Raw genomic sequence first — 18,809 nt, forward strand, 5'->3', positions numbered from 1 at the left:
CGCTCACCGGCGCATGACCCACCCCTGTCCCAACTGACCTCCCAGCAAAGGACTCACTGTGCCCAGCATCGCCATCGTCGGAGCCGGCCCCGGTATGGGCCTGGCCATCGCCCGTACCTTCGGCTCCCACGGCTTCGACGTCGCTCTCATCGCCCGCAACCACGACAAGCTCAACGACCTGGTCGGCCGGCTTCACGCCGAAGGCATCACCGCCGCCGCGTTCCCCGCGGACGTACTCGACCATGATTCGCTCACCCGGGCCCTCAAGGACGCCGGCACCCGTTTCGGCGGCATCGACGTCCTGGAGTACTCCCCGGCCGGGAGCCTCGCATCCACGCCGCTCACCGCACCGTCCGGGACCAGCCCGTCCGATGTGCAGTGGGCGATGGACTTCCTGCTCTACGGGGCCATCGCCGCCACCCGGGCCGTGCTGCCCGCGATGCGCGAGGCGGGCGCGGGCACCCTCCTCTACACCAACGGCGCCGGCTCACTCGACCCCAACCCCATGCTCGGCAACCTCAACGCCGCCCAGGCCGCCCTGCGCAACTGGGTACTCGGCCTGCACAAGGAACTGGCCGGCACCGGCGTCCAGGCCGCGCACGCCGCCATCGGCGTATGGATCGGCCCGGACGGCCCGCCCGGAATGCCGGCGGCCCCGGCCGAGGATGTCGCCCCCCTCTACTGGGACCTGCACACGCAGCGCGACGAAGCCGAGCGCATCTTCACCGCCTGAGCGGCCCCGGCCCTCCCCGTCCCACCCGCGGCGACCCCTGACCTGCCAGGACGGTGGGGGCGCTGCGGAGGCCGGGAGCGGGTCATGTCACGGGTACGACACCAGCGTCGAGGGGACCGTGTCCGAGCCCGAGGTCGGGTTTCCGGTGTCGTTGATGACGCGCTCGTACTGGCCCTTGCCGCCCAGTGACACCACGAGCAGGTCGTGGAACTTCACGCCCGGCGTGTTCGGTGCGGCGAAGCCGTGGTGCTGCACGATGCCCGGGTCGACGTTGTAGAAGCAGTACGAGCCGAGGCCCCAACCCTCGTGGTCCGTCACCGAGTTGTCGACCTTGTAGGCGGCGAATCCCTTGGTGTCGCCGTTCTGGATCGCCGCCTGGTTCGGGGCGTCGTAGGCCTTCTCGTTCTGGAAGAAGATGGTGCGGCCCCGCTGTCCGAACCACTGCACGTCGTACTTGTTGAAGTGCTCGACGAACAGGCCGGTCATCAGCACGTCGTCGCCGTTGACCACGACGCCGTAGTCGGCGCGGTTGGTGTCCCAGCCCACGCCGTCGCCGTGGTCGGCCCGCCACACCCAGGTGTGGTCGACGATGGTGTGCCGGGCGTTGATCACCATGCTGGTGGTGGCCTTGCCCGCGCCCGCGCCGCCGATCCGTACGAACACGTCCTGCACGGTGATCGGGTCGGCGGCGTGGTCGGCCGACGCGCCCTTCGGGCCGACCTCGATCAGGGTGGTGGAGTTCTCGGAGCCGGCGTCGACGAGGAACCCGGCGAGGCGTACCCCGTCCACGTCGGCGACCTTCACGGCCGTCGCCCCGCCGTCCGGGATGAGCGTGGCGTAGCCGAGGCCGAGCACGACCGTGCCCGCCCGGTCCACCTGGAGCGGCGCGTCGAGGTGGTAAACGCCGGGCGTGAGAAGGAGGTTGAGGCCCTGGGCCAGGGCGGCGTTGAGGGTGGCGGCACTGGCGTCGGGCCGGGCGACGTAGAACTTGTCGAGGGCCAGCGAGGTGCCGCGCGGGGTGCCGGCGCCCCAGCTCGTGCCGCGTGCGTTCGTCCGCTTCTCCGGCAGGAACACCTTGTAGTCGGCGCCGTCGAGGTACAGGAACGGCTTCTCGCGGGAGACCGGGGTGGTGTCGAGGGTCGTGTACGGCGGGTCGGGGAAGCTCTGCGCGGGAGCGCCCTCGACGCCCGAGAACACCATGTTCCACACGCCGTTCTGCCACCCGCCCACGGCCGAGTCGCGGGTGTACCACTGCTGCTGCGAGTACGGTCCCACGGTGCCGTCGATCCGGCTGTCCGCGATGTAGCCGCCGCTTGCCCAGCCGTAGCCGTCGGGGGAGAGATTGAGCCCGCCGCGTACGTGCATCCGGCGGAACGGGGCGGCCTGCGCGACCGCCCACCGGTTCGTCCCGCTCACCGGCACGAGCGCCAGGTTCTCCGCGCTGCGCCAGAAGTTCTGGGTCGCGTTGCCGTCGAACCAGCCGGCGTCGACCGTCACGTCTCCGTTGATGGTGGTGTCGTCCGGGGTCAGACCGAGGCCCGCTATCGAGGTGTAGAAGCCGAGTTGGGCGTTGAGCCCGCTGTACGTGCCGGGCTTGAAGAGCAGTTGGTAGCGGCCGGCGCCGAACTGCGCGGACTCCTGCTGCTTGAAGATCTCGTCCAGCTTGGCCTGGATGCCGGGTGTGGCCGGGTCGAACACGATGACGTTGGGCCCGAGATCGCCGCCGGCGGCGAGGGTGTCGCCGGACTTCGTCGGCGTGCCGGACTTCACGGCCGGAGCGGCGGACGCCGCCATCGCACCGAGGGCGGGCAGTGCCACGCCGGCGGCCGCGGCCGCACCGAGAACTTTGCGGCGCGACATGGGCAGGGGGAAGCGAGTCACAGCGGCTCTCCTTGTTCATGAAGTGAACGGTGGGGGGTGTGGGAGCGCTCCACTGGCGACGCATGCTTCAGGTAGGTGAATTCGCCGTCAAGGGTTGCGGCAGAAGTTCCCGGGGAAATCGGCAACAAGAGTTCAACAAACAGAACAGAAAGGGCGGTTGGGGCTTCAGGAGGTGACGGAGGACGACGGAGGCTCTGGCGCCACAACGGCGGAGGCCCTGGCGTCGCTACGTCGAAGGCCGTGGCGCCACACAGGATCTGTGTGGCGCCACGGCCTTCTGCCGTGCGGTGGTTCAGAGCCTCAGTGGCTCAGCTCCACATCCGCGTCATTCCTGCCGGTGCCGTTGAGGGACACCGGAAGGGCCTGCGGGGCGTAGCCGCCGGCGACGACGGTGTACTGGCCGGCGTCGAGGTCCTCGAAGGCGTAGGCGCCGTCGATGCCCGTGACGGCCGTGCCGACCGTGTTGCCCGCCGTGTCGAGGAGCGTGACGCGGGCGTCGTTCAGCGGGGTGCCGGAGGTGTCGCGGACCGTGCCGCGGACGCGGGCGCCCGGGACGAGGCGGACCTCGCAGCGGCCCGGGGCGCCGGTGGCGACCTCGACCGGGAGGGCCGTGGGCCGGTGGCCCTCCGCGCTCACCGCAAGGGTGTAGCTGCCGGGGGCCAGGTCGCCGAAGGCGAAGGTGCCCGTGGCGTCGGCGGCTCCGGAGGCGATCACCTCACCGCGTACGTCGGTGGCGATCACCAGCGCGCCCGGTACCGGCAACTCGTCCGCCGCTGTGACGACGGTGCCGGTCAGGCCCGCCGCCCCGGCCAGCATCAGGTCGAAGTCGAGGAAGCCCTCGCCGACCGTCAGCGTCGTGGCCTGCGGCTGCCGGGAGCCCGCGGAACCGATCAGGACGTACGTGCCACCGGCGGGGGCCGCCAGTCGGTACGCGCCGTCGGGACCCGTCGTCGTACGGCCCAGTTGACCGCCCCTGAGGTCGATCAGCGTGACCACCGCGCCCGCCAGCGGCGAGGCGTCGCGTTCGCGGACGTGGCCCTTGATGCCGGACGTGGCCTCCGCCGCGTCCACCGGCGGGACCTGCGCGGGCACCTGGGCGGACGCGGGCTCCGGGGTGGCAGCCTCCTCGGAAGCGGTCTCCCCCGTCTCCCCCTTCTCCGCCGCCTCGCGCGCCTGCAGCCCCGACATCTTGCGCAGCGGGACCTCCTTGGTCCACAGGACCATCAGGAACGCGAGGACGATGACGCCCGCCGCGATCAGGAACACCACGTGCATGGCGTCCGCGAAGCCCTGCTTGAACGGCTCCGCGAGCCGCGGGTCGAGGTGCTGGATGAACGAGGAGTCGCTCAGCACACCGCTGCCGCCCCCGCCGTCCTTCAGCATGTCGAAGACAGGCTTGTTGGCCGGGTTGTGGACGACCGACGGATCGTGCAGCGCGGCCTGGAAGTCCGGGGTCTTCGCGGCCGACCTGAACGCGTCGCCGATCTTGTCGCCGACGTTCGAGAAGAGGACGGAGAGGAAGATCGCCGTACCGGCGGTGGCGCCCATCTGCCGGAAGAACGTGGACGAGGCGGTCGCCACGCCCATGTCCTGCGGCGGCACCGCGTTCTGCACCGCGAGCACCAGCGTCTGCATGCAGCAGCCCAGGCCGAGCCCGAACAGCCCCATGTAGAGCATGGTCTCCCACAGCGGGGTGTCCCACTCGACCTTGAAGTGGAAGAGCAGCAGCGCCGCCACCATGAAGAGCGTGCCGAGGGTCGGGAAGATCTTGTAACGGCCGGTCTTCCCGGTGATCTGGCCGGAGACGATGGACGCGATCATCATGCCGGCCATCAGCGGCAGCATCTCGAGACCGGACTTGGTGGGGCTCGCGCCCTTCACGATCTGGAGGTACTGCGGGATCATCAGCATGCCGCCGAACATGCCCGCGCCGATCAGCACGGACAGGAAGCTGGTCTTGCTGAAGATGGCGTTGCGGAACAGCCGCATCGGGATGAGCGCGTCGTCGCCGACCCGGCGCTCCACGAGGATCCACGAGACGATGCCGACGCCGCCGAGGACGTAGCAGACGATCGAGCCCGTCGAGCCCCAGCCCCACTCGCGGCCCTGTTCGGCGACGAGCAGCAGCGGGACGACGCCGAGCGCGATGGTGAACGCGCCCCACCAGTCGATCCGCCGGTTGCGGCGGACGTGCGGGATGTTGAGCACCTTCGCGACGACGAACAGCGCGACGATCGCGATCGGCACGTTCACCAGGAACACCCAGCGCCAGCCGGTGACGCCGAGGATGCTGTCCTGTCCTGCGAGGGCGCCGCCGATGAGCGGCCCCGCGACGCTGGACGTGGCGAACGTGGCGAGCATGTAGCCCTGATAGCGGGCCCGTTCGCGCGGCGGCACGATGTCGCCGATGATCGCGAGCGCGAGCGACATCAGACCGCCGGCGCCGATGCCCTGCACCGCGCGGAATGCGGCCAGTTCCGGCATCGACGTCGAGAAGGTGCACAGCGCGGAACCGACGATGAAGATCGTGATCGCCGCGAGGAAGTACGGCTTGCGGCCGTGCAGGTCGGACAGCTTGCCGTAGAGCGGCGTGGCGATCGTCGAGGTGATCAGGTAAGCCGTCGTCGCCCAGGCCTGCTGGCTGAGACCGTCGAGGTCGTCCGCGATGGTGCGGATCGAGGTGGAGACGATGGTCTGGTCGAGCGCGGCCAGGAACATGCCCAGCATCAGGCCGCTGAGGATGGTCAGGATCTGCCGGTGGCTCAGGCCACCGGACGAGGGGGTCTCTTTGGGGGTGGATATGGCTCGGGTAGCGGTGTCTCCGCGGGACGCGGACACGGCCTCAGTCATTCTTGCGTTGCTCCCTGCTCGCCACCGGGCCCGGGAATCCCGGGCTCGGGACGCGCGTATTCAAACTCTTCCAGATCGTCATTGAGGCGGGAGAGCAGCCGGATCAGCTGGTACCGGTCCTCCGCGGGCCAGGGCTCCAGAAGTCTCTGGAACCCCGCGTCGCGCTGGCGCCGGTACTCCTCGAACGCGGCCTCCCCGGCGGCGGTGGCGCTCAGCAGCGCACCCCGCCGGTCCTCCGGGTCCGGGCGCCGTTCGACGAGTCCCTTGTCGACCATGGCCCGCACCTGGCGGCTGACGGTCGACAGGTCGAGGAAGGTCGCGGCCGCCAGGTCGGTGGCGCGGCGTTCGCCGTCGCGCACCAGCTTGGCCAGCAGGACCCGCTCGCCGGACCGGCTCTCGAGCCTCGCCTTCTGCCGGTAGGCAGTCAACAGCCTTGAGAACCGCACCAGTTGTGTGCCGAGTCCCGCCGCGGCGTCCTCGGCACTCGCGCTTCCCGTCACCGGGTCGCCGTCCGCTGCCGCACGGTCATGGACCGTCCCCTTACCCATGACCGCCTCCCGATCCCACTTCAGTTGCTTGTATCGAGCAAGTGAGTGTAGCCCTCTTTCCTGAGTGCCTCAGCCAGGGGTACGCAGGTATTTGTGCAGGTCAAAGGGGGGTCAAGCCCGGGTCAAGAGTCTCGCGGCGGTGCGCGCCGACGGCGCTACAGATCCGCGCCCAGCTCGCCCCTGACCACATAGCTGCACTGCGTGTACGAGTATCCGGGCTCGACCCGGCCGCCCGCCGCGCGCCCGGCCGCCGTCGCATCGCGGCCGCCCGGCTTGTGCAGGAAGTGGTACGTGCCCGCGGGCAGCCGCAGCGTCTTCTTCGGATAGCTCTTGCCGCTCACCTTGCACGCCTTGCCGCGGCCCGCCGCCTCCGTCGGGTACGTCTTGCAGGATCCGCAGGCGGCGATGGTGATCCGGCCGGTGACCGGGCCCGTGTAGAGGACCTCGACCGGGTCGGGCCCGTCGTTGCTGATCACCATCTCCATCCGGGAGCCGCCGGGCGCGCCCTTCGGCGGCAGCCGGTGGCCCGCGGCGGGGCGCAGCCGCGCGATCTCGGCGGCGGTGGCGACCTGCTGGGCGCGGGCCCGCCGCTCGTCGCTCTTGTACGTGCCCGCGAAGCCGGTCAGGGACGTGTACGCCGCGCCGAACTTCTTGTCCTTGAACTGGTCGATGCCGCAGGCGTACGTCCCGTCCTGCACGGCCGTCGCGACGCCGCCGCGCAGGTGCGCGGGGGCGGGCGCGGGCAGCCGCTTCGCGGTGCCGCCGATGCGGCGCAGCGCCCGGGTGGCGGCGCACGGGTCGGCGCCCTTCAGCTCGCCCGCGCGCCGCTCGACGGCCGCGCGCACGGCGGGCTCCACCTGGTCCGCCTGTGTCGACTCGGGGAACGTACGCAGGAGTTGGCCCAGTTCGCCGCCCCTGCCGTCGGACTCGGATGCGCCGAGCTTTTCCGTGCCGCATTTCAGGAGCGAGGTGGCGAGCGGCTTGTCGGGCCAGTTCGCGAGGGAGCCGAGGACGGCGCGGTCGACGGTGCGCGGCACCGACCGCAGGTGTTCGAGGGGTGCGACGGCCGCGCAGTGCTCGCCGTCGGCGTACGGCGCGGACACCGCCTTGTAGTAGGCGTCGAGGCTGTCGTGCAACCGGTCGGCCGCCCTGGATTCCGGGTGGTCCTCGGCGAGGTCGCGGTACCGGCCGAGCGCGGTGCGGTAGTCGGCGCGCGCCTCCGCGAAGTCGCGGGCCGAGGCCTTCTCGACGAGGGCGTCGGCGCTGGCGAGCCGGTCGAGCAGCAGCTCCTCGACGGCGTCGTCGCGCATCCCGTCGTACGCGACGGCGCCCCCGGCGGGCACGGCGAGCAGCACGACTCCGAGCGCGATCGCCACAACCGGCTTGGCGCGCACGGCAGTTGACGATGCCCGCAGCCCGCGCCGCGCGCCGTCCGCCACCGCGGCGAGCAGCAGCGCCGCGTACCCGATCAGCGCCCATCCGGGCACTCCGTCCGGGTCGGCGGGCAGCGCGAGGGTGAGCAGGGCGGCCGTGGCGGCGACGCACAGCAGCGCGAGGAGGCGGCGGCGTACGAGGACGTATCCCAGGCCGAGACCGCTGAGGTTGAGCAGCCCGGCCGCGACGGCGCGCGCCGGATCGGCGGGCCCGGCGGGCGGCCCCGGTGGTGTCGGCGGCCCCATTGGCATCGGCGGCACCGGTGGCATCTGCGGCGGCGGGCCGAATCCACCGCTCCCGCCCTGTCCCGCGCCGTCGGACGACGCGCCCCCCTGCCACCTCATCGCGGTCCCCCAACCGTCAGGTGCCACACCCCGAAGCAAACGATCGGGGGCGGCGCCCCGGCTGTCAATCGGTCACAAGTGGCCAACCGTTCCTAAGTTGAGTGGCCAAGGTTGGCCGTATGAAGCATTCCGGGCAGTGTGAGTTGCTGTCCTGGGGTGCTGGGCCCCCGAACGGTATTGGGGCCGTGGTGCGGGTGCTTTCCGGGCGGGGCGGCTCTCGTCTGACGCGTCACCGGGAGGCGGGATGCGGTCCGGGGGGTGGTTTGGGGCGTTCGTGTCTTCGTGGTGATGGGAAAGAGTTTTCTTCTGTCGATCGCGTGTCCTGGTGGCGGGTGGCTCGTTGGACGATATGACCGCGCCGGTGAGGCCGGGATGAGCCGAAGGCGGGGGCGGGGATGCGGAAGTTCACGGCGCGGACCGCCTACAACTGGGCCGTCGCCCATGTCACGTCGGTGTGGTGGCAGCGCAGGGCCGAGCAGTCCTACGGCATCCCCGACAACCAGCTCACGCCGTGGCGGTCGTGGTCGCTGCCCGCACTGCGCAAGGCGTTCAACGCGGCCAAGCGCACCGACCCCCGCTTCGTCGGCTGGTGGCAGGCCAACTCCAAGGAGGCCTACAACACCGGCCTGGCCCATGCCGCCGCGGCATTCGACAACTATGCGAAGTCGAGAAGCGGCCGGCGCAAGGGCCCCCGGATGGGCATCCCGCGGTTCAAGTCGAAACGCCGGGCGCGCCTGTCCTGCCGGTTCACCACCGGCGCGATCCGTCTCGAGGCCGACGGGCGGCATGTCACGCTGCCGCGGATCGGCACCATCCGGCTGCACGAGGACGCCTCCCACCTGCGGGCCCTGGCCGATGCCGGTCAGCTGCGGATCCTGTCCGCGACCGTCCGGCTGGAGCGGGGGCGCTGGTTCGTGGCCCTCCAGGCCGAACAGCGGCACGAGCTGGTCAAGGTCGCGCGCCCGGACGCGGCGGTCGGCGTCGATCTCGGGATCAAGACCCTCGCGGTCCTCGCGGACAGCGACGGGAATCACGGTCAGGAGGCCAACCCCCGCCACCTGGACCGGGCGCAGAAGCAACTGCGGCGCGCCTGCCGGGTCGTCTCGCGCCGACGCGGCCCGGACCAGCGTACCGGGCAGCAGCCCTCCAGGCGGTGGGAGAAGGCGAACCGGGCCCGGAACAGGATTCATCACCGGGTGGCGAACCTGCGCGAGGACACGATCCACAAGATGACGACCCGTCTGGCCGCGGAGTACGGCACGATCGTGGTCGAAGACCTGAACGTGGCTGGGATGGGCCGCAACCGGCGCCTGTCGCGCCGGGTCGCGGACGCCGCGTTCGGTGAGATCCGGCGCCAGCTCGCCTACAAGACCCGCCGCCGCGGCACCCGCCTGCTCGTCGCGGGCCGCTGGTACCCCTCCTCGAAGACCTGCTCCGGCTGTGGTGCGGTGAAAGCCAAACTGCCCCTCAGTACACGGGTCTCCGTATGCGATACCTGTGGCCTGGTCCTGGACCGGGACGAGAATGCCGCACGCAACCTGGCCGCCCTCGCGGCCCGCACCACCACCAGCAGTACGAGCACCAGCAGGACAGGTACCGGAGTGGCCGGAGACCTGGATCCCACCGCGGTGGGATCGAAGCCCCGTGGAGCCGACCACAAGACCCGCACCACCCGCCCGCACCGGCATGGCCGGGACGGGACGGGGCGGGCAGGCGGCGCGATCCCCAGCCCCCGGGCGGGAAGGAAACGGGAGACCGTCAACAGGACACCGGAGCGCACACCACGCCCCGGCGAAACCGTTACGGACCATTCCGGCAGAAACGCCGGGATTGCTGAGACTCCTTGATGGTCAAAGCAACGGAACCTTGCGTCACACCGAGACCACGACCCGATCAGGCCCGCATCCACCCCGTCGACCGCTTCAAGGGCGAGGTGCCCTTCGCGACTGACGAAGCTGGCGGTCACCTACAAGGCGGCCTGACCGGGCGGGATCCGCACAACTGAGCGCGCTGGGATCCGAGTTGGGGCCCGTGCGACACGCCGCCCGGCCTCCGGCACGGACACCGCACCCGGACGTGTGCCTACCATCGCGACATGACCGCCCAAATCAGCATCGTCCGTGACACGTCGCTGCGCGCCGCCGAGGCGTGGCGGCGGCTCACCGACTGGGAGCGGCACGGGGACTCCGTGCCGCTCACCCGTGTCACCGTGACGACCCCGCCGCCGGACGCGGCGGGCACGGTGTTCGTGGCGCGCACCGGCATCGGCCGGTGCGGCTTCGACGACCCGATGGAGGTCGTCGCCTGGCAGCCGCCGCGCCGCTGCCGGATGGAGAAGCGCGGCCGCGTCGTCACCGGCTGGGCCGAGTTCGAGGTGCGGGCGCTCGGCGACGGGGGCTCGCGCGTCGAGTGGCGCGAGGAACTGCGGGTACGCGGGGTGCCCCGCGCCGCGGACCGGGTGGTCGCGGCGGCGGGGCGATGGGTCTTCGGGCGGGCGGTGGACGGGTTGCTGTACGACGCCGGGGGTGCCGTCACCGAGGACGGCACCCCCGGAGAAACGTCACCGCAAGCGCAGTGACCGGGTGAGCGTCACTTCGCGGGCGGCAGCGGCGGGTTGGCGTACCGCGCCAGTTCGAGCGCCTGCTGTGGGAACCAGTCCCCCGCCTTCGGGTCGACCGTGCCCCGCTCCGGGTCCTCGGGGCCCGCGGTGCCGCGCAGGCACAGGCCGTCCGACTCCCCGGGTGTCTTGATCCACAGGCGGGCGTCCTGCAAGGAGTCGCCGGTGCGCAGCGTCGGGCGGGCGCCGAGGCCGCGGTCCGGCGGGTTGCACCAGTCCTGGGCGTCGGTGTACTTGCCGGCGGGCGGGGTCCATGGGCCCCGGCCGTTGCGGCTGGAGTCCGTCACGAAGTGCGGCATCCGGGAGGCCGGTACGCGCACGTGCGCGTCGATCCAGGTCTGCGCGTCGGCGCGCGGGGTCCACTGGTTCGGGCAGTCGGCGGCGTCCCCGGCGGACTTCTCGACGTAGGCGATGCAGGACGAGATCAGCTTGCCGTACCAGGAGTTGGCGTCGTCGGTGAAGTAGTTCGACGCGTTGATGTAGAAGCCGGTCGCCTGCTCGACGCCGCCCTTGATCAGGCGCGGCACGATGGAGTTGACGCTGTGCCAGCCGGGGTGGCCGGTGTCGAGGTAGACGCGGGTACCGCGCAGCGGCTCCAACTGGTCGACGGCGTAGTTGACTTCGGCGTACCGGGCCGCGGTCTTCGTGCCCTCGGCGTCGTCCTGGCCGCAGTCGGCGGGGAGCAGGGCCAGGGCGTCGGGTTCGAGGACGACCATGGCGTCGCGGGAGCCGATGCCGCGGGCGACGGCGTCGATCCAGGCCTGGTACTCGGCGGTGGTGGCGGCGCCGCCCGCGGAGTAGTTGGAGCAGTCGCGGCCGGGGATGTTGTAGAGCGCGAACACCGGGAGGGCGTCGCGCCGGTCGGCGTCCCTGACGACGTCGCGGGTGAGCTTCTCAACCTCGGCCGGGCTCTGGTCGCCGAACCAGACGGCCTGCGGGGTGGCGATCATCGCGGTGATCCGGGCGGCGTCGCGGTACTGGCCGGCCTTGAAGAGTCCGGCGATCTGGCGAGTGGCGTCGGGGTTGGGGTCGGGGGTGTAGAGCCTGGGTGCTCCGCGACCGCTGTCGGCCGACTGGTCGGCACCGGCGGCTTGCGGTCCGCCGAGGAGGAGGGCGGTGAGGGCGAGGGCGGTGAGGGCGGTACGTCTGAGGGGTCTTCGCACGGTGACTCCTGGGTCCGGTAGACGTCGCGGGAGCGCTCCCACAGACTCGGGGGCGGTCTCGTCGACGTCAAGTACGCCGCGCGTACGACTTGTTGACGTCACCCGTCCCTACGCCTCGGGGCTCCGCCCCGCACCCCGCTGGCTCTCGTCACAAGAGCGGGGCTTGATGTATCAAGCCCCTGCGGCGATTGAGCAGGCCCGTCCGGCAGGACATTCGGGAAGGGGCGGGTGGGGGAGAAAGACCCCCGTGGCTCAGGCCACCGAGTCGATCCGTCGAGCGGCACCCGGCTCATGGTGGATCGGGGTGTGCGCCCCCGTCAGGGACACCCCCATGCCACCCCGCCGGGCCGCCACGATCTCGGAGGCGATGGAGACCGCCACCTCCTCCGGTGTGCGGGCACCCAGGTCGAGCCCGATCGGCGAGCGGAGGCGGGCCAGCTCCAGGTCGGTGACCCCGACCTCGCGCAGGCGCTCATTGCGGTCCAGGTGCGTGCGCCGCGACCCCATCGCCCCCACGTACGCCACCGGCAACCGCAGCGCGAGCTCGAGCAACGGCACGTCGAACTTGGCGTCATGGGTGAGCACGCACAGCACCGTACGGCCGTCGACCTCCGCCGCCACCCGCTCCAGGTACTTGTGCGGCCACTCGACCACGACCTCGTCGGCGTCGGGGAAGCGCGCCGCCGTCGCGAATACCGGGCGGGCGTCGCACACGGTCACGCGATACCCGAGGAACTTCCCCATCCGCACCAACGCCGACGCGAAGTCGATCGCGCCGAACACGATCATCCGAGGCGCCGGCACCGACGACTCGACGAGGACCGTGAGCGGAGACCCGCACCGCGAGCCCTGCTCGCCGATCTCCAGCGTGCCGGTCCGCCCCGCGTCGAGATACGCACCCGCCTCCCCCGCCACGGTGCGGTCGAGCTCCGGGTGGCCCCCGAACCCACCCTCGTACGAGCCGTCGGGACGGACGACCAGCGCCCGCCCGACCAACTCCCCCGGCCCCGCCACCACGCGCGCGAGCGCCGCCGCCTCCCCCGTGGCGGCGGCACCCAGCGCCCTCGCGAGCACGTCACGTACGGCCGTATCAGACGCCCGTACAGGCGTGACGAGGATGTCGATGACGCCACCGCAGGTGAGCCCCACGGCGAAGGCGTCGTCGTCGCTGTACCCGAACCGTTCGAGGACCGGTTCCCCGTCCTCCAGGGCCTGCGCGCACAGCTCGTACACCGCGCCCTCCACACACCCGCCCGAGACCGAGCCGATAGCCGTGCCCTCGCTGTCGACGGCGAGCGCCGCGCCCGGCTGCCGGGGCGCGCTGCCGCCGACGGCCACCACGGTGGCCACGGCGAAGTCGCGCCCCTGCCCGACCCACCGGTTCAGCTCATCGGCGATGTCCAGCATGTCTCGGTCTCCTCAACGGTTCGCGGAACGGTACGTCCGGCAGGGCTACTTGACGCCCATCCAACTCTCGATCGGGTGCAGGGCGAAGTACACGATGAACACGAGCGTCAGCACCCACATGAAGGCGCCGATCTCGCGGAACTTGCCCTGCGCCGCCTTGATGGCGGTGTAGGCGATGACACCCGCACCGACACCTGCGGTGATCGAGTACGTGAACGGCATCAGCGCCACGGTCAGGAACACCGGCACGGCCACGGCCCGGTCGGACCAGTCCACGTGCCGGGCGTTCTGCATCATCATCGCGCCGATGACGACGAGCGCCGCCGCGGCGACCTGGCCGGGCACGATCTGCGCGAGCGGCGTGAAGAACAGGCCGAGCGCGAAGAGGAAGCCGGTGACCACGGACGACAGGCCGGTGCGCGCGCCCTCGCCGACGCCGGTGGCGGACTCGATGAACACGGTCTGCCCGGAGGCTCCCGCGACGCCGCCGATCGCGCCGCCCGCGCCGTCGATGAACAGCGCCTTGGACAGGCCCGGCATCCGGCCCTTCTCGTCGGCCAGCTTGGCCTCGGTGCCGACGCCGATGATGGTGGCCATCGCGTCGAAGAAGCCGGCGAGCACGAGCGTGAACACGATCATGCCGACGGTCATGCCGCCGATGGAGTCCCAGCCGCCGAACTCGACGTGTCCGAAGAGCGAGAAGTCGGGCATGGAGACGGCACTGCCGGTCAGCTCGGGCGGGCTGCCGCCCCAGACCTTCGGGTCGAGGTCGAAGACCGCGTTGACGATGACGGCGAGGACCGTGCCGGCGACGATGCCGATGAGGATCGCGCCGGGGATGTTGCGGGCCTGGAGCATGAAGATGAGGAGGAGGGTCACGGCGAAGAGCAGTACGGGCCAGCCCTTGAGCTGTCCGCCGGTGCCCAGCGTGACCGGGTTGCCCTTGCCGACGAAGCCGGCGTTGACCAGGCCGATCAGGGCGATGAACATGCCGATGCCGATGGTGATGCCGTGCTTCAGGGCGAGCGGGATCGCGTTCATGATGATCTCGCGCAGGCCGGTGACGACAAGTAGCACGATCACCACGCCGTACATCACGCACATGCCCATGGCCTGCGGCCACGTCATGTTGGGCGCGACCTGGGTGGCGAGCACGCCGGAGACGGAGAGGCCCGCGGCGAGCGCCAGCGGGACCTTGCCGAGGAAGCCCATCAGCAGGGTGCACACGGCGGCCGCGAGCGCGGTCGCGGTGATCAGTCCGGCGTGGCTGAGCTTGTTCCCCGCGGCGTCGGGGCCGCCGAGCAGCAAGGGGTTGAGCAGGAGGATGTAACACATCGCCATGAAGGTGGTGATGCCGCCGCGCACCTCGCGCGCGAACGTCGATCCTCTGTCGGATATGTGGAAGTAGCGGTCGAGCCAAGACCTGCCGGCGGGCTGGCGCGAGCCCGCGCCCGCGTCGTCGGCGGCGGTCTTCGGCTCCACGGACTGCTGGGTCATGGTGCCTCGTTTCCCAAGGTTCATAGGGGCTCCCGTGAACTGCCGTACGGCACACGGGTTTTGGGATGGCTGCACGACCCGGGGGACGGCCCGAGACGCAGAGGTACTGCGGGGTGACGGCGTCGGCCGTCACCCCGCGGGGAGGCGGGTCTAGGCCTGGGCGGCCGTTCCCGTCAGGTGCTCCGGCCGGACCGGGGTCCGGTCGAGCTCCAGACCCGTCGCGTTCCGGATCGCCGCGAGGACGGCCGGGGTCGACGACAGGGTCGGGGCCTCACCGATGCCGCGCAGCCCGTACGGGGCGTGGTCGTCGGCGAGTTCGAGCACGTCGACCGGGATGGTCGGCGTGTCGAGAATGGTGGGGATCAGGTAGTCCGTGAAGGACGGGTTCCTGACCTTGGCGGTCTTCGGGTCGACGACGATCTCCTCCATCACCGCGACGCCGAGGCCCTGTGTGGTGCCGCCCTGGATCTGGCCGATCACGGACAGCGGGTTGAGCGCCTTGCCGACGTCCTGGGCGCAGGCCAGCTCGACGACCTTGACGAGGCCGAGTTCGGTGTCGACCTCGACGACGGCGCGGTGCGCGGCGAAGGAGTACTGGACGTGGCCGTTGCCCTGACCGGTCGTCAAGTCGAAGGCCTCGGTGGGCCGGTGGCGCCACTCCTCCTCGACCTCGACGGACTCACCTTCGAGGACCTCGGCGAGGTCGGCCAGGACCTCGCCGCCGTCGGTGACGACCTTGCCGCCCTCCAGGAGGAGTTCGGCGGTGGCCCACGCCGGGTGGTAGCTGCCCATCTTGCGGCGGCCGAGGTCAAGGACCTTCTCGCGGACGAGCTCGCAGGCGTTCTTGACGGCGCCGCCGGTGACGTACGTCTGGCGGGACGCGGATGTCGAACCGGCCGAGCCGACCTGGGTGTTGGCCGGGTGGATGGTCACCTGGGTGACGCCCAGCTCGGTGCGGGCGATCTGCGCGTGCACGGTGACGCCGCCCTGGCCGACCTCGGCCATCGCGGTGTGCACGGTGGCGACCGGCTCGCCGCGGACAACCTCCATACGTACACGGGCAGTCGAGTAGTCGTCGAAGCCCTCGGAGAAGCCGACGTTCTTGATGCCGACCGCGTAGCCGATGCCTCGTACGACACCCTCGCCGTGCGAGGTATTGGACAGGCCGCCGGGCAGCGCGCGCACGTCGGCGCCCTCGCTGGACTCCCACTGGCGCTCGGGCGGCAGCGGCATCGCCTTGACGCGGCGCAGGATCTCGGCGACGGGAGCGGGCGAGTCGACTGGCTGGCCCGTCGGCATGATGGTGCCCTGCTCCATGGCGTTGAGCTGCCGGAACTCGACCCGGTCCATGCCCAGCTTGTCGGCGAGCTTGTCCATCTGCGCCTCGTACGCGAAGCACGCCTGGACCGCTCCGAAGCCGCGCATGGCGCCGCAGGGCGGGTTGTTGGAGTAGAGCGCGATGGCCTCGATGTCGACGTCGTCGAGCACGTAGGGGCCGACGGCGAGGGACGAGGCGTTGCCGACGACGGCCGGGGACGCGGAGGCGTAGGCGCCGCCGTCGAGGACGATGCGGCACTTCATGTGCGTGAGCTTGCCGTCCTTCGTCGCCCCGTGCTCGTAGTAGAGCTTCGCGGGGTGGCGGTGGACGTGCCCGAAGAAGGACTCGAAACGGTTGTAGACGATCTTGACGGGCTTGCCGGTGCGCAGCGCGAGCAGGCACGCGTGGATCTGCATCGACAGGTCCTCGCGGCCGCCGAACGCGCCGCCGACGCCGGACAGCGTCATCCGCACCTTGTCCTCGGGCAGGCCGAGGACGGGGGCGATCTGACCGAGGTCCGAGTGCAGCCACTGCGTGGCGACGTAGAGGTCGACGCCGCCGTCCTCGGCCGGCACGGCGAGGCCGGACTCGGGGCCGAGGAAGGCCTGGTCCTGCATGCCGAAGGTGTACTCGCCGGAGACGACGAAGTCGGCCTTCTTGGCGGCCTCCTCGGCGTTGCCGCGGATGATCGGCTGGCGGTGCACGATGTTCGGGTGCGGGACGTGGCCGATGTGGTGGTCGTCGCGGTTCTCGTGGACCAGGATCGCGTCGGGCGCGGTCGCGGAGGCCTCGTCGGTGATGACGGGCAGCTCGCGGTACTCCACCTTGATCTTGGCGGCGGCGCGCCGCGCGGTCTCCGGGTGGTCGGCCGCGATGCAGGCGACCGGCTCGCCGTGGTGGCGGACCTTGCCGTGCGCGAGGACCGGGGTGTCCTTGATCTCCAGGCCGTAGTTCTTCATGGCGGTCGGGAGGTCGTCGTAGGTAAGTACCGCGTAGACACCGGGAGTTGCGAGGGCTTCGCCCGTGTCGATGGACACGATCTCGGCGTGCGCCGTGGTGGAGCGCAGAATGTGGCCCCACAGCATGTCCTCGTGCCACATGTCGGACGAGTACGCGAACTCGCCGGTGACCTTGAGGGTGCCGTCCGGGCGGAGCGTGGACTCGCCGATGCCGCCCTTGGTCTGCGACCCCTGGGTGACCTTGCCGGGGATTCCTGTCGTACCCATGCTGCTCAGACCCCTTCCGGCTGTGTCTGGCGCGCGGCGGCGAGCCGGACCGCGTCCATGATCTTCTCGTAGCCGGTGCAGCGGCAGAGGTTCCCGGAGAGCGCCTCGCGGATGTCCGCGTCGGACGGCGTCGGGTTCTGCTCCAGCATCTCGTCGGCCGCGACGAGCAGGCCCGGCGTGCAGAATCCGCACTGGACGGCGCCCGCGTCGATGAACGCCTGCTGGATCGGGGCGAGTTCGCCGCCCTCTCCGGTCTGCGAGTCGGTGCCCTTCGCGGACCAGCCCTGGGCGTCCTGAAGCGTCGTGCCGCCCTCATGGGACGCGCACGTACGGGACTTGGCGTGCTCGGCGAGCCCCTCGACGGTGACGACCTCGTGGCCCTCGACCTGTCCGGCGGCCACCAGACACGAACACACGGGGACGCCGTCGAGCCGGACGGTGCAGGATCCGCACTCGCCCTGCTCGCACGCGTTCTTCGAGCCCGGAAGTCCCATGCGCTCGCGCAGGACGTAGAGAAGGGACTCGCCCTCCCAGACGTCGTCGGCTTCCTGCTTACGGCCGTTGACCGTGAAATTGACGCGCATTACGCGGCTCCCTCCGTGGATGCGCCCGAGCCGCGGTACGACTCCCAGGCCCAGGTCAGCGTGCGGCGCGCCATGACGCCGACCGCGTGACGGCGGTACGAGGCGGTGCCCCGCACGTCGTCGATCGGGTTGCAGGCGCCGGAGCACAGCGTGGCGAACTGCTTGGCGACCGACGGGGTGATGATCTTGCCGGTCTCCCAGAACCCGCCTTCTTCCAAAGCGGAGTTGAGGAATTCCTCGGCCTCCTTGGCGCGGACCGGCGTGGGCGCCGCCGAGCCGATGCCGGTGCGTACGGTCCGGGTCCCGGGGTGCAGGGCGAGGCCGAAGGCGCACACCGCGATCACCATCGCGTTGCGCGTGCCGACCTTGGAGAACTGCTGCGGCCCTTCGGCCTTCTTGATGTGCACGGCGCGGATCAGCTCGTCCTCGGCGAGGGCGTTGCGCTTGACCCCCGTGTAGAACGCGTCGATCGGGATGCGCCGGGAGCCGCGGACAGACTCCACCTCGACCTCGGCGCCGGCGGCGAGCAGCGCCGGGTGGGCGTCGCCCGCGGGCGAGGCGGTGCCGAGGTTGCCGCCGACGCCGCCGCGGTTGCGGATCTGCGGGGACGCGACGGTGTGCGAGGCGAGGGCGAGACCCGGCAGCTCGGTGCGCAGGTGCTCCATGATCTTGGTGTACGGGACGGAGGCGCCGAGCCGGACGGTGTCGCCCTCGGGCCCCTCGCCCACCTCCCACTCGCTCAGCTCACCGATGCGGTTGAGGTCGAGCAGGTACTCGGGGCGGCGGTGGTCGAAGTTGATCTCGACCATGACATCGGTGCCGCCTGCGATCGGCACGGCTGTGGGGTGCTCGGCCTTCGCGGCGAGCGCCTCCTCCCAGCTGCCGGGGCGAAGGAAGTCCATAACGGCTCTCTTCTCCGTGAGGTTCGTGGATCGGGCAGGGATCGTGCGTGGTTCGTGCGTCGTGGGGGGGCGATGCGATCGAGCCACGGGACGTGCGGATCACAGGGGCTCGTTCAGTTCTGTTCCATGTGCTGTTCACGCGGAGTGAGGCCAGTACACCGCCTGCGCTCCGGCAGTGTCAGTCACGGAAGACATGAACGCGTTGGCTGGCCCACGGGGGTGTCTTGTAGATTCGTATGAACGGGTGGCATCAGTAACCTCACCGTTTTCCTCTGGAAACTACGAACACTGCTCCCCGGGACACC

The 18,809-nt window shown here is 70.9% G+C and carries 13 protein-coding genes; 3 read left to right on the forward strand and 10 right to left on the reverse strand.

What is annotated here, in order from left to right; translation table 11 throughout:
* The first annotated feature begins 58 nt into the window (after positions 1 to 58).
* On the forward strand, positions 59 to 733 hold the full coding sequence (locus ACIRHA_RS12460; protein WP_403843582.1) for an SDR family NAD(P)-dependent oxidoreductase: 675 nt from the start codon (positions 59 to 61) through the stop codon (positions 731 to 733).
* A gap of 87 nt (positions 734 to 820) precedes the next feature.
* Here ACIRHA_RS12460 and ACIRHA_RS12465 read toward each other — a convergent pair whose 3' ends face one another.
* The 4 genes from ACIRHA_RS12465 to ACIRHA_RS12480 form a co-directional block, all read right to left on the reverse strand.
* Positions 821 to 2,593 (reverse strand): coagulation factor 5/8 type domain-containing protein, encoded by a 1,773-nt coding sequence (locus ACIRHA_RS12465; RefSeq protein WP_403844469.1) that lies wholly within the window; start codon positions 2,591 to 2,593, stop codon positions 821 to 823.
* A 321-nt stretch (positions 2,594 to 2,914) separates the two neighbouring features.
* Complete coding sequence (locus tag ACIRHA_RS12470) at positions 2,915 to 5,464, reverse strand: MFS transporter (RefSeq protein WP_403843584.1); 2,550 nt, start codon at positions 5,462 to 5,464, stop codon at positions 2,915 to 2,917.
* A complete protein-coding gene (locus ACIRHA_RS12475) occupies positions 5,461 to 6,012 on the reverse strand; it encodes a MarR family winged helix-turn-helix transcriptional regulator (protein ID WP_403843586.1) in 552 nt (183 codons plus the stop codon). Before ACIRHA_RS12475 ends, ACIRHA_RS12470 begins: the two co-directional genes overlap by 4 nt.
* Positions 6,013 to 6,167: 155 nt before the next feature.
* The gene (locus ACIRHA_RS12480) at positions 6,168 to 7,697 is read right to left on the reverse strand and encodes a hypothetical protein (protein ID WP_403844472.1); all 1,530 of its coding nucleotides are present in this window, start codon (positions 7,695 to 7,697) and stop codon (positions 6,168 to 6,170) included.
* A gap of 488 nt (positions 7,698 to 8,185) precedes the next feature.
* Between ACIRHA_RS12480 and tnpB the strand changes: the two genes are divergently transcribed.
* Positions 8,186 to 9,637: an IS607 family element RNA-guided endonuclease TnpB gene (tnpB, locus tag ACIRHA_RS12485; protein ID WP_403843588.1), complete on the forward strand. Its 1,452-nt coding sequence runs from the start codon at positions 8,186 to 8,188 to the stop codon at positions 9,635 to 9,637.
* 248 nt (positions 9,638 to 9,885) lie between these two features.
* Complete coding sequence (locus ACIRHA_RS12490) at positions 9,886 to 10,368, forward strand: SRPBCC family protein (protein WP_403843590.1); 483 nt, start codon at positions 9,886 to 9,888, stop codon at positions 10,366 to 10,368.
* Between the two features lie 11 nt (positions 10,369 to 10,379).
* Here the strand turns inward: ACIRHA_RS12490 and ACIRHA_RS12495 are convergent, their stop codons facing one another.
* From ACIRHA_RS12495 to ACIRHA_RS12520, 6 genes are all read right to left on the reverse strand, one after another.
* Entirely contained in the window at positions 10,380 to 11,570 is a 1,191-nt protein-coding gene (locus tag ACIRHA_RS12495; protein ID WP_403843593.1) for a glycoside hydrolase family 6 protein, read from the reverse strand.
* Positions 11,571 to 11,822: 252 nt separating this feature from the next.
* On the reverse strand, positions 11,823 to 12,977 hold the full coding sequence (locus tag ACIRHA_RS12500) for an XdhC family protein (protein WP_403843595.1): 1,155 nt from the start codon (positions 12,975 to 12,977) through the stop codon (positions 11,823 to 11,825).
* A 45-nt stretch (positions 12,978 to 13,022) separates the two neighbouring features.
* Positions 13,023 to 14,474: an NCS2 family permease gene (locus tag ACIRHA_RS12505; RefSeq protein ID WP_403843597.1), complete on the reverse strand. Its 1,452-nt coding sequence runs from the start codon at positions 14,472 to 14,474 to the stop codon at positions 13,023 to 13,025.
* A 150-nt stretch (positions 14,475 to 14,624) separates the two neighbouring features.
* On the reverse strand, positions 14,625 to 17,018 hold the full coding sequence (locus tag ACIRHA_RS12510; RefSeq protein ID WP_403843599.1) for a xanthine dehydrogenase family protein molybdopterin-binding subunit: 2,394 nt from the start codon (positions 17,016 to 17,018) through the stop codon (positions 14,625 to 14,627).
* 5 nt (positions 17,019 to 17,023) lie between these two features.
* A complete protein-coding gene (locus ACIRHA_RS12515; protein WP_351343185.1) occupies positions 17,024 to 17,602 on the reverse strand; it encodes a (2Fe-2S)-binding protein in 579 nt (192 codons plus the stop codon).
* Positions 17,602 to 18,504, reverse strand: coding sequence for an FAD binding domain-containing protein (locus ACIRHA_RS12520; protein ID WP_403843601.1), 903 nt, complete (start codon positions 18,502 to 18,504; stop codon positions 17,602 to 17,604). The genes ACIRHA_RS12515 and ACIRHA_RS12520 overlap by 1 nt, the downstream gene beginning before the upstream one ends.
* Positions 18,505 to 18,809: the final 305 nt, after the last annotated feature.

This window comes from Streptomyces sp. NPDC102360 (assembly GCF_044766085.1).
GTDB lineage: Bacteria > Actinomycetota > Actinomycetes > Streptomycetales > Streptomycetaceae > Streptomyces.

Excerpts from the sequence above, each read along its gene's own strand:
- ACIRHA_RS12475 (WP_403843586.1), bottom strand. The coding sequence starts at position 6,012 with ATGGGTAAGGGGACGGTCCATGACCGTGCGGCAGCGGACGGCGACCCG.
- ACIRHA_RS12520 (WP_403843601.1), bottom strand. The coding sequence starts at position 18,504 with ATGGACTTCCTTCGCCCCGGCAGCTGGGAGGAGGCGCTCGCCGCGAAG.
- ACIRHA_RS12465 (WP_403844469.1), bottom strand. The coding sequence starts at position 2,593 with ATGTCGCGCCGCAAAGTTCTCGGTGCGGCCGCGGCCGCCGGCGTGGCA.
- ACIRHA_RS12515 (WP_351343185.1), bottom strand. The coding sequence starts at position 17,602 with ATGCGCGTCAATTTCACGGTCAACGGCCGTAAGCAGGAAGCCGACGAC.
- ACIRHA_RS12470 (WP_403843584.1), bottom strand. The coding sequence starts at position 5,464 with ATGACTGAGGCCGTGTCCGCGTCCCGCGGAGACACCGCTACCCGAGCC.
- ACIRHA_RS12480 (WP_403844472.1), bottom strand. The coding sequence starts at position 7,697 with ATGCCAATGGGGCCGCCGACACCACCGGGGCCGCCCGCCGGGCCCGCC.
- tnpB (WP_403843588.1), top strand. The coding sequence starts at position 8,186 with ATGCGGAAGTTCACGGCGCGGACCGCCTACAACTGGGCCGTCGCCCAT.
- ACIRHA_RS12510 (WP_403843599.1), bottom strand. The coding sequence starts at position 17,018 with ATGGGTACGACAGGAATCCCCGGCAAGGTCACCCAGGGGTCGCAGACC.
- ACIRHA_RS12500 (WP_403843595.1), bottom strand. The coding sequence starts at position 12,977 with ATGCTGGACATCGCCGATGAGCTGAACCGGTGGGTCGGGCAGGGGCGC.
- ACIRHA_RS12490 (WP_403843590.1), top strand. The coding sequence starts at position 9,886 with ATGACCGCCCAAATCAGCATCGTCCGTGACACGTCGCTGCGCGCCGCC.
- ACIRHA_RS12505 (WP_403843597.1), bottom strand. The coding sequence starts at position 14,474 with ATGACCCAGCAGTCCGTGGAGCCGAAGACCGCCGCCGACGACGCGGGC.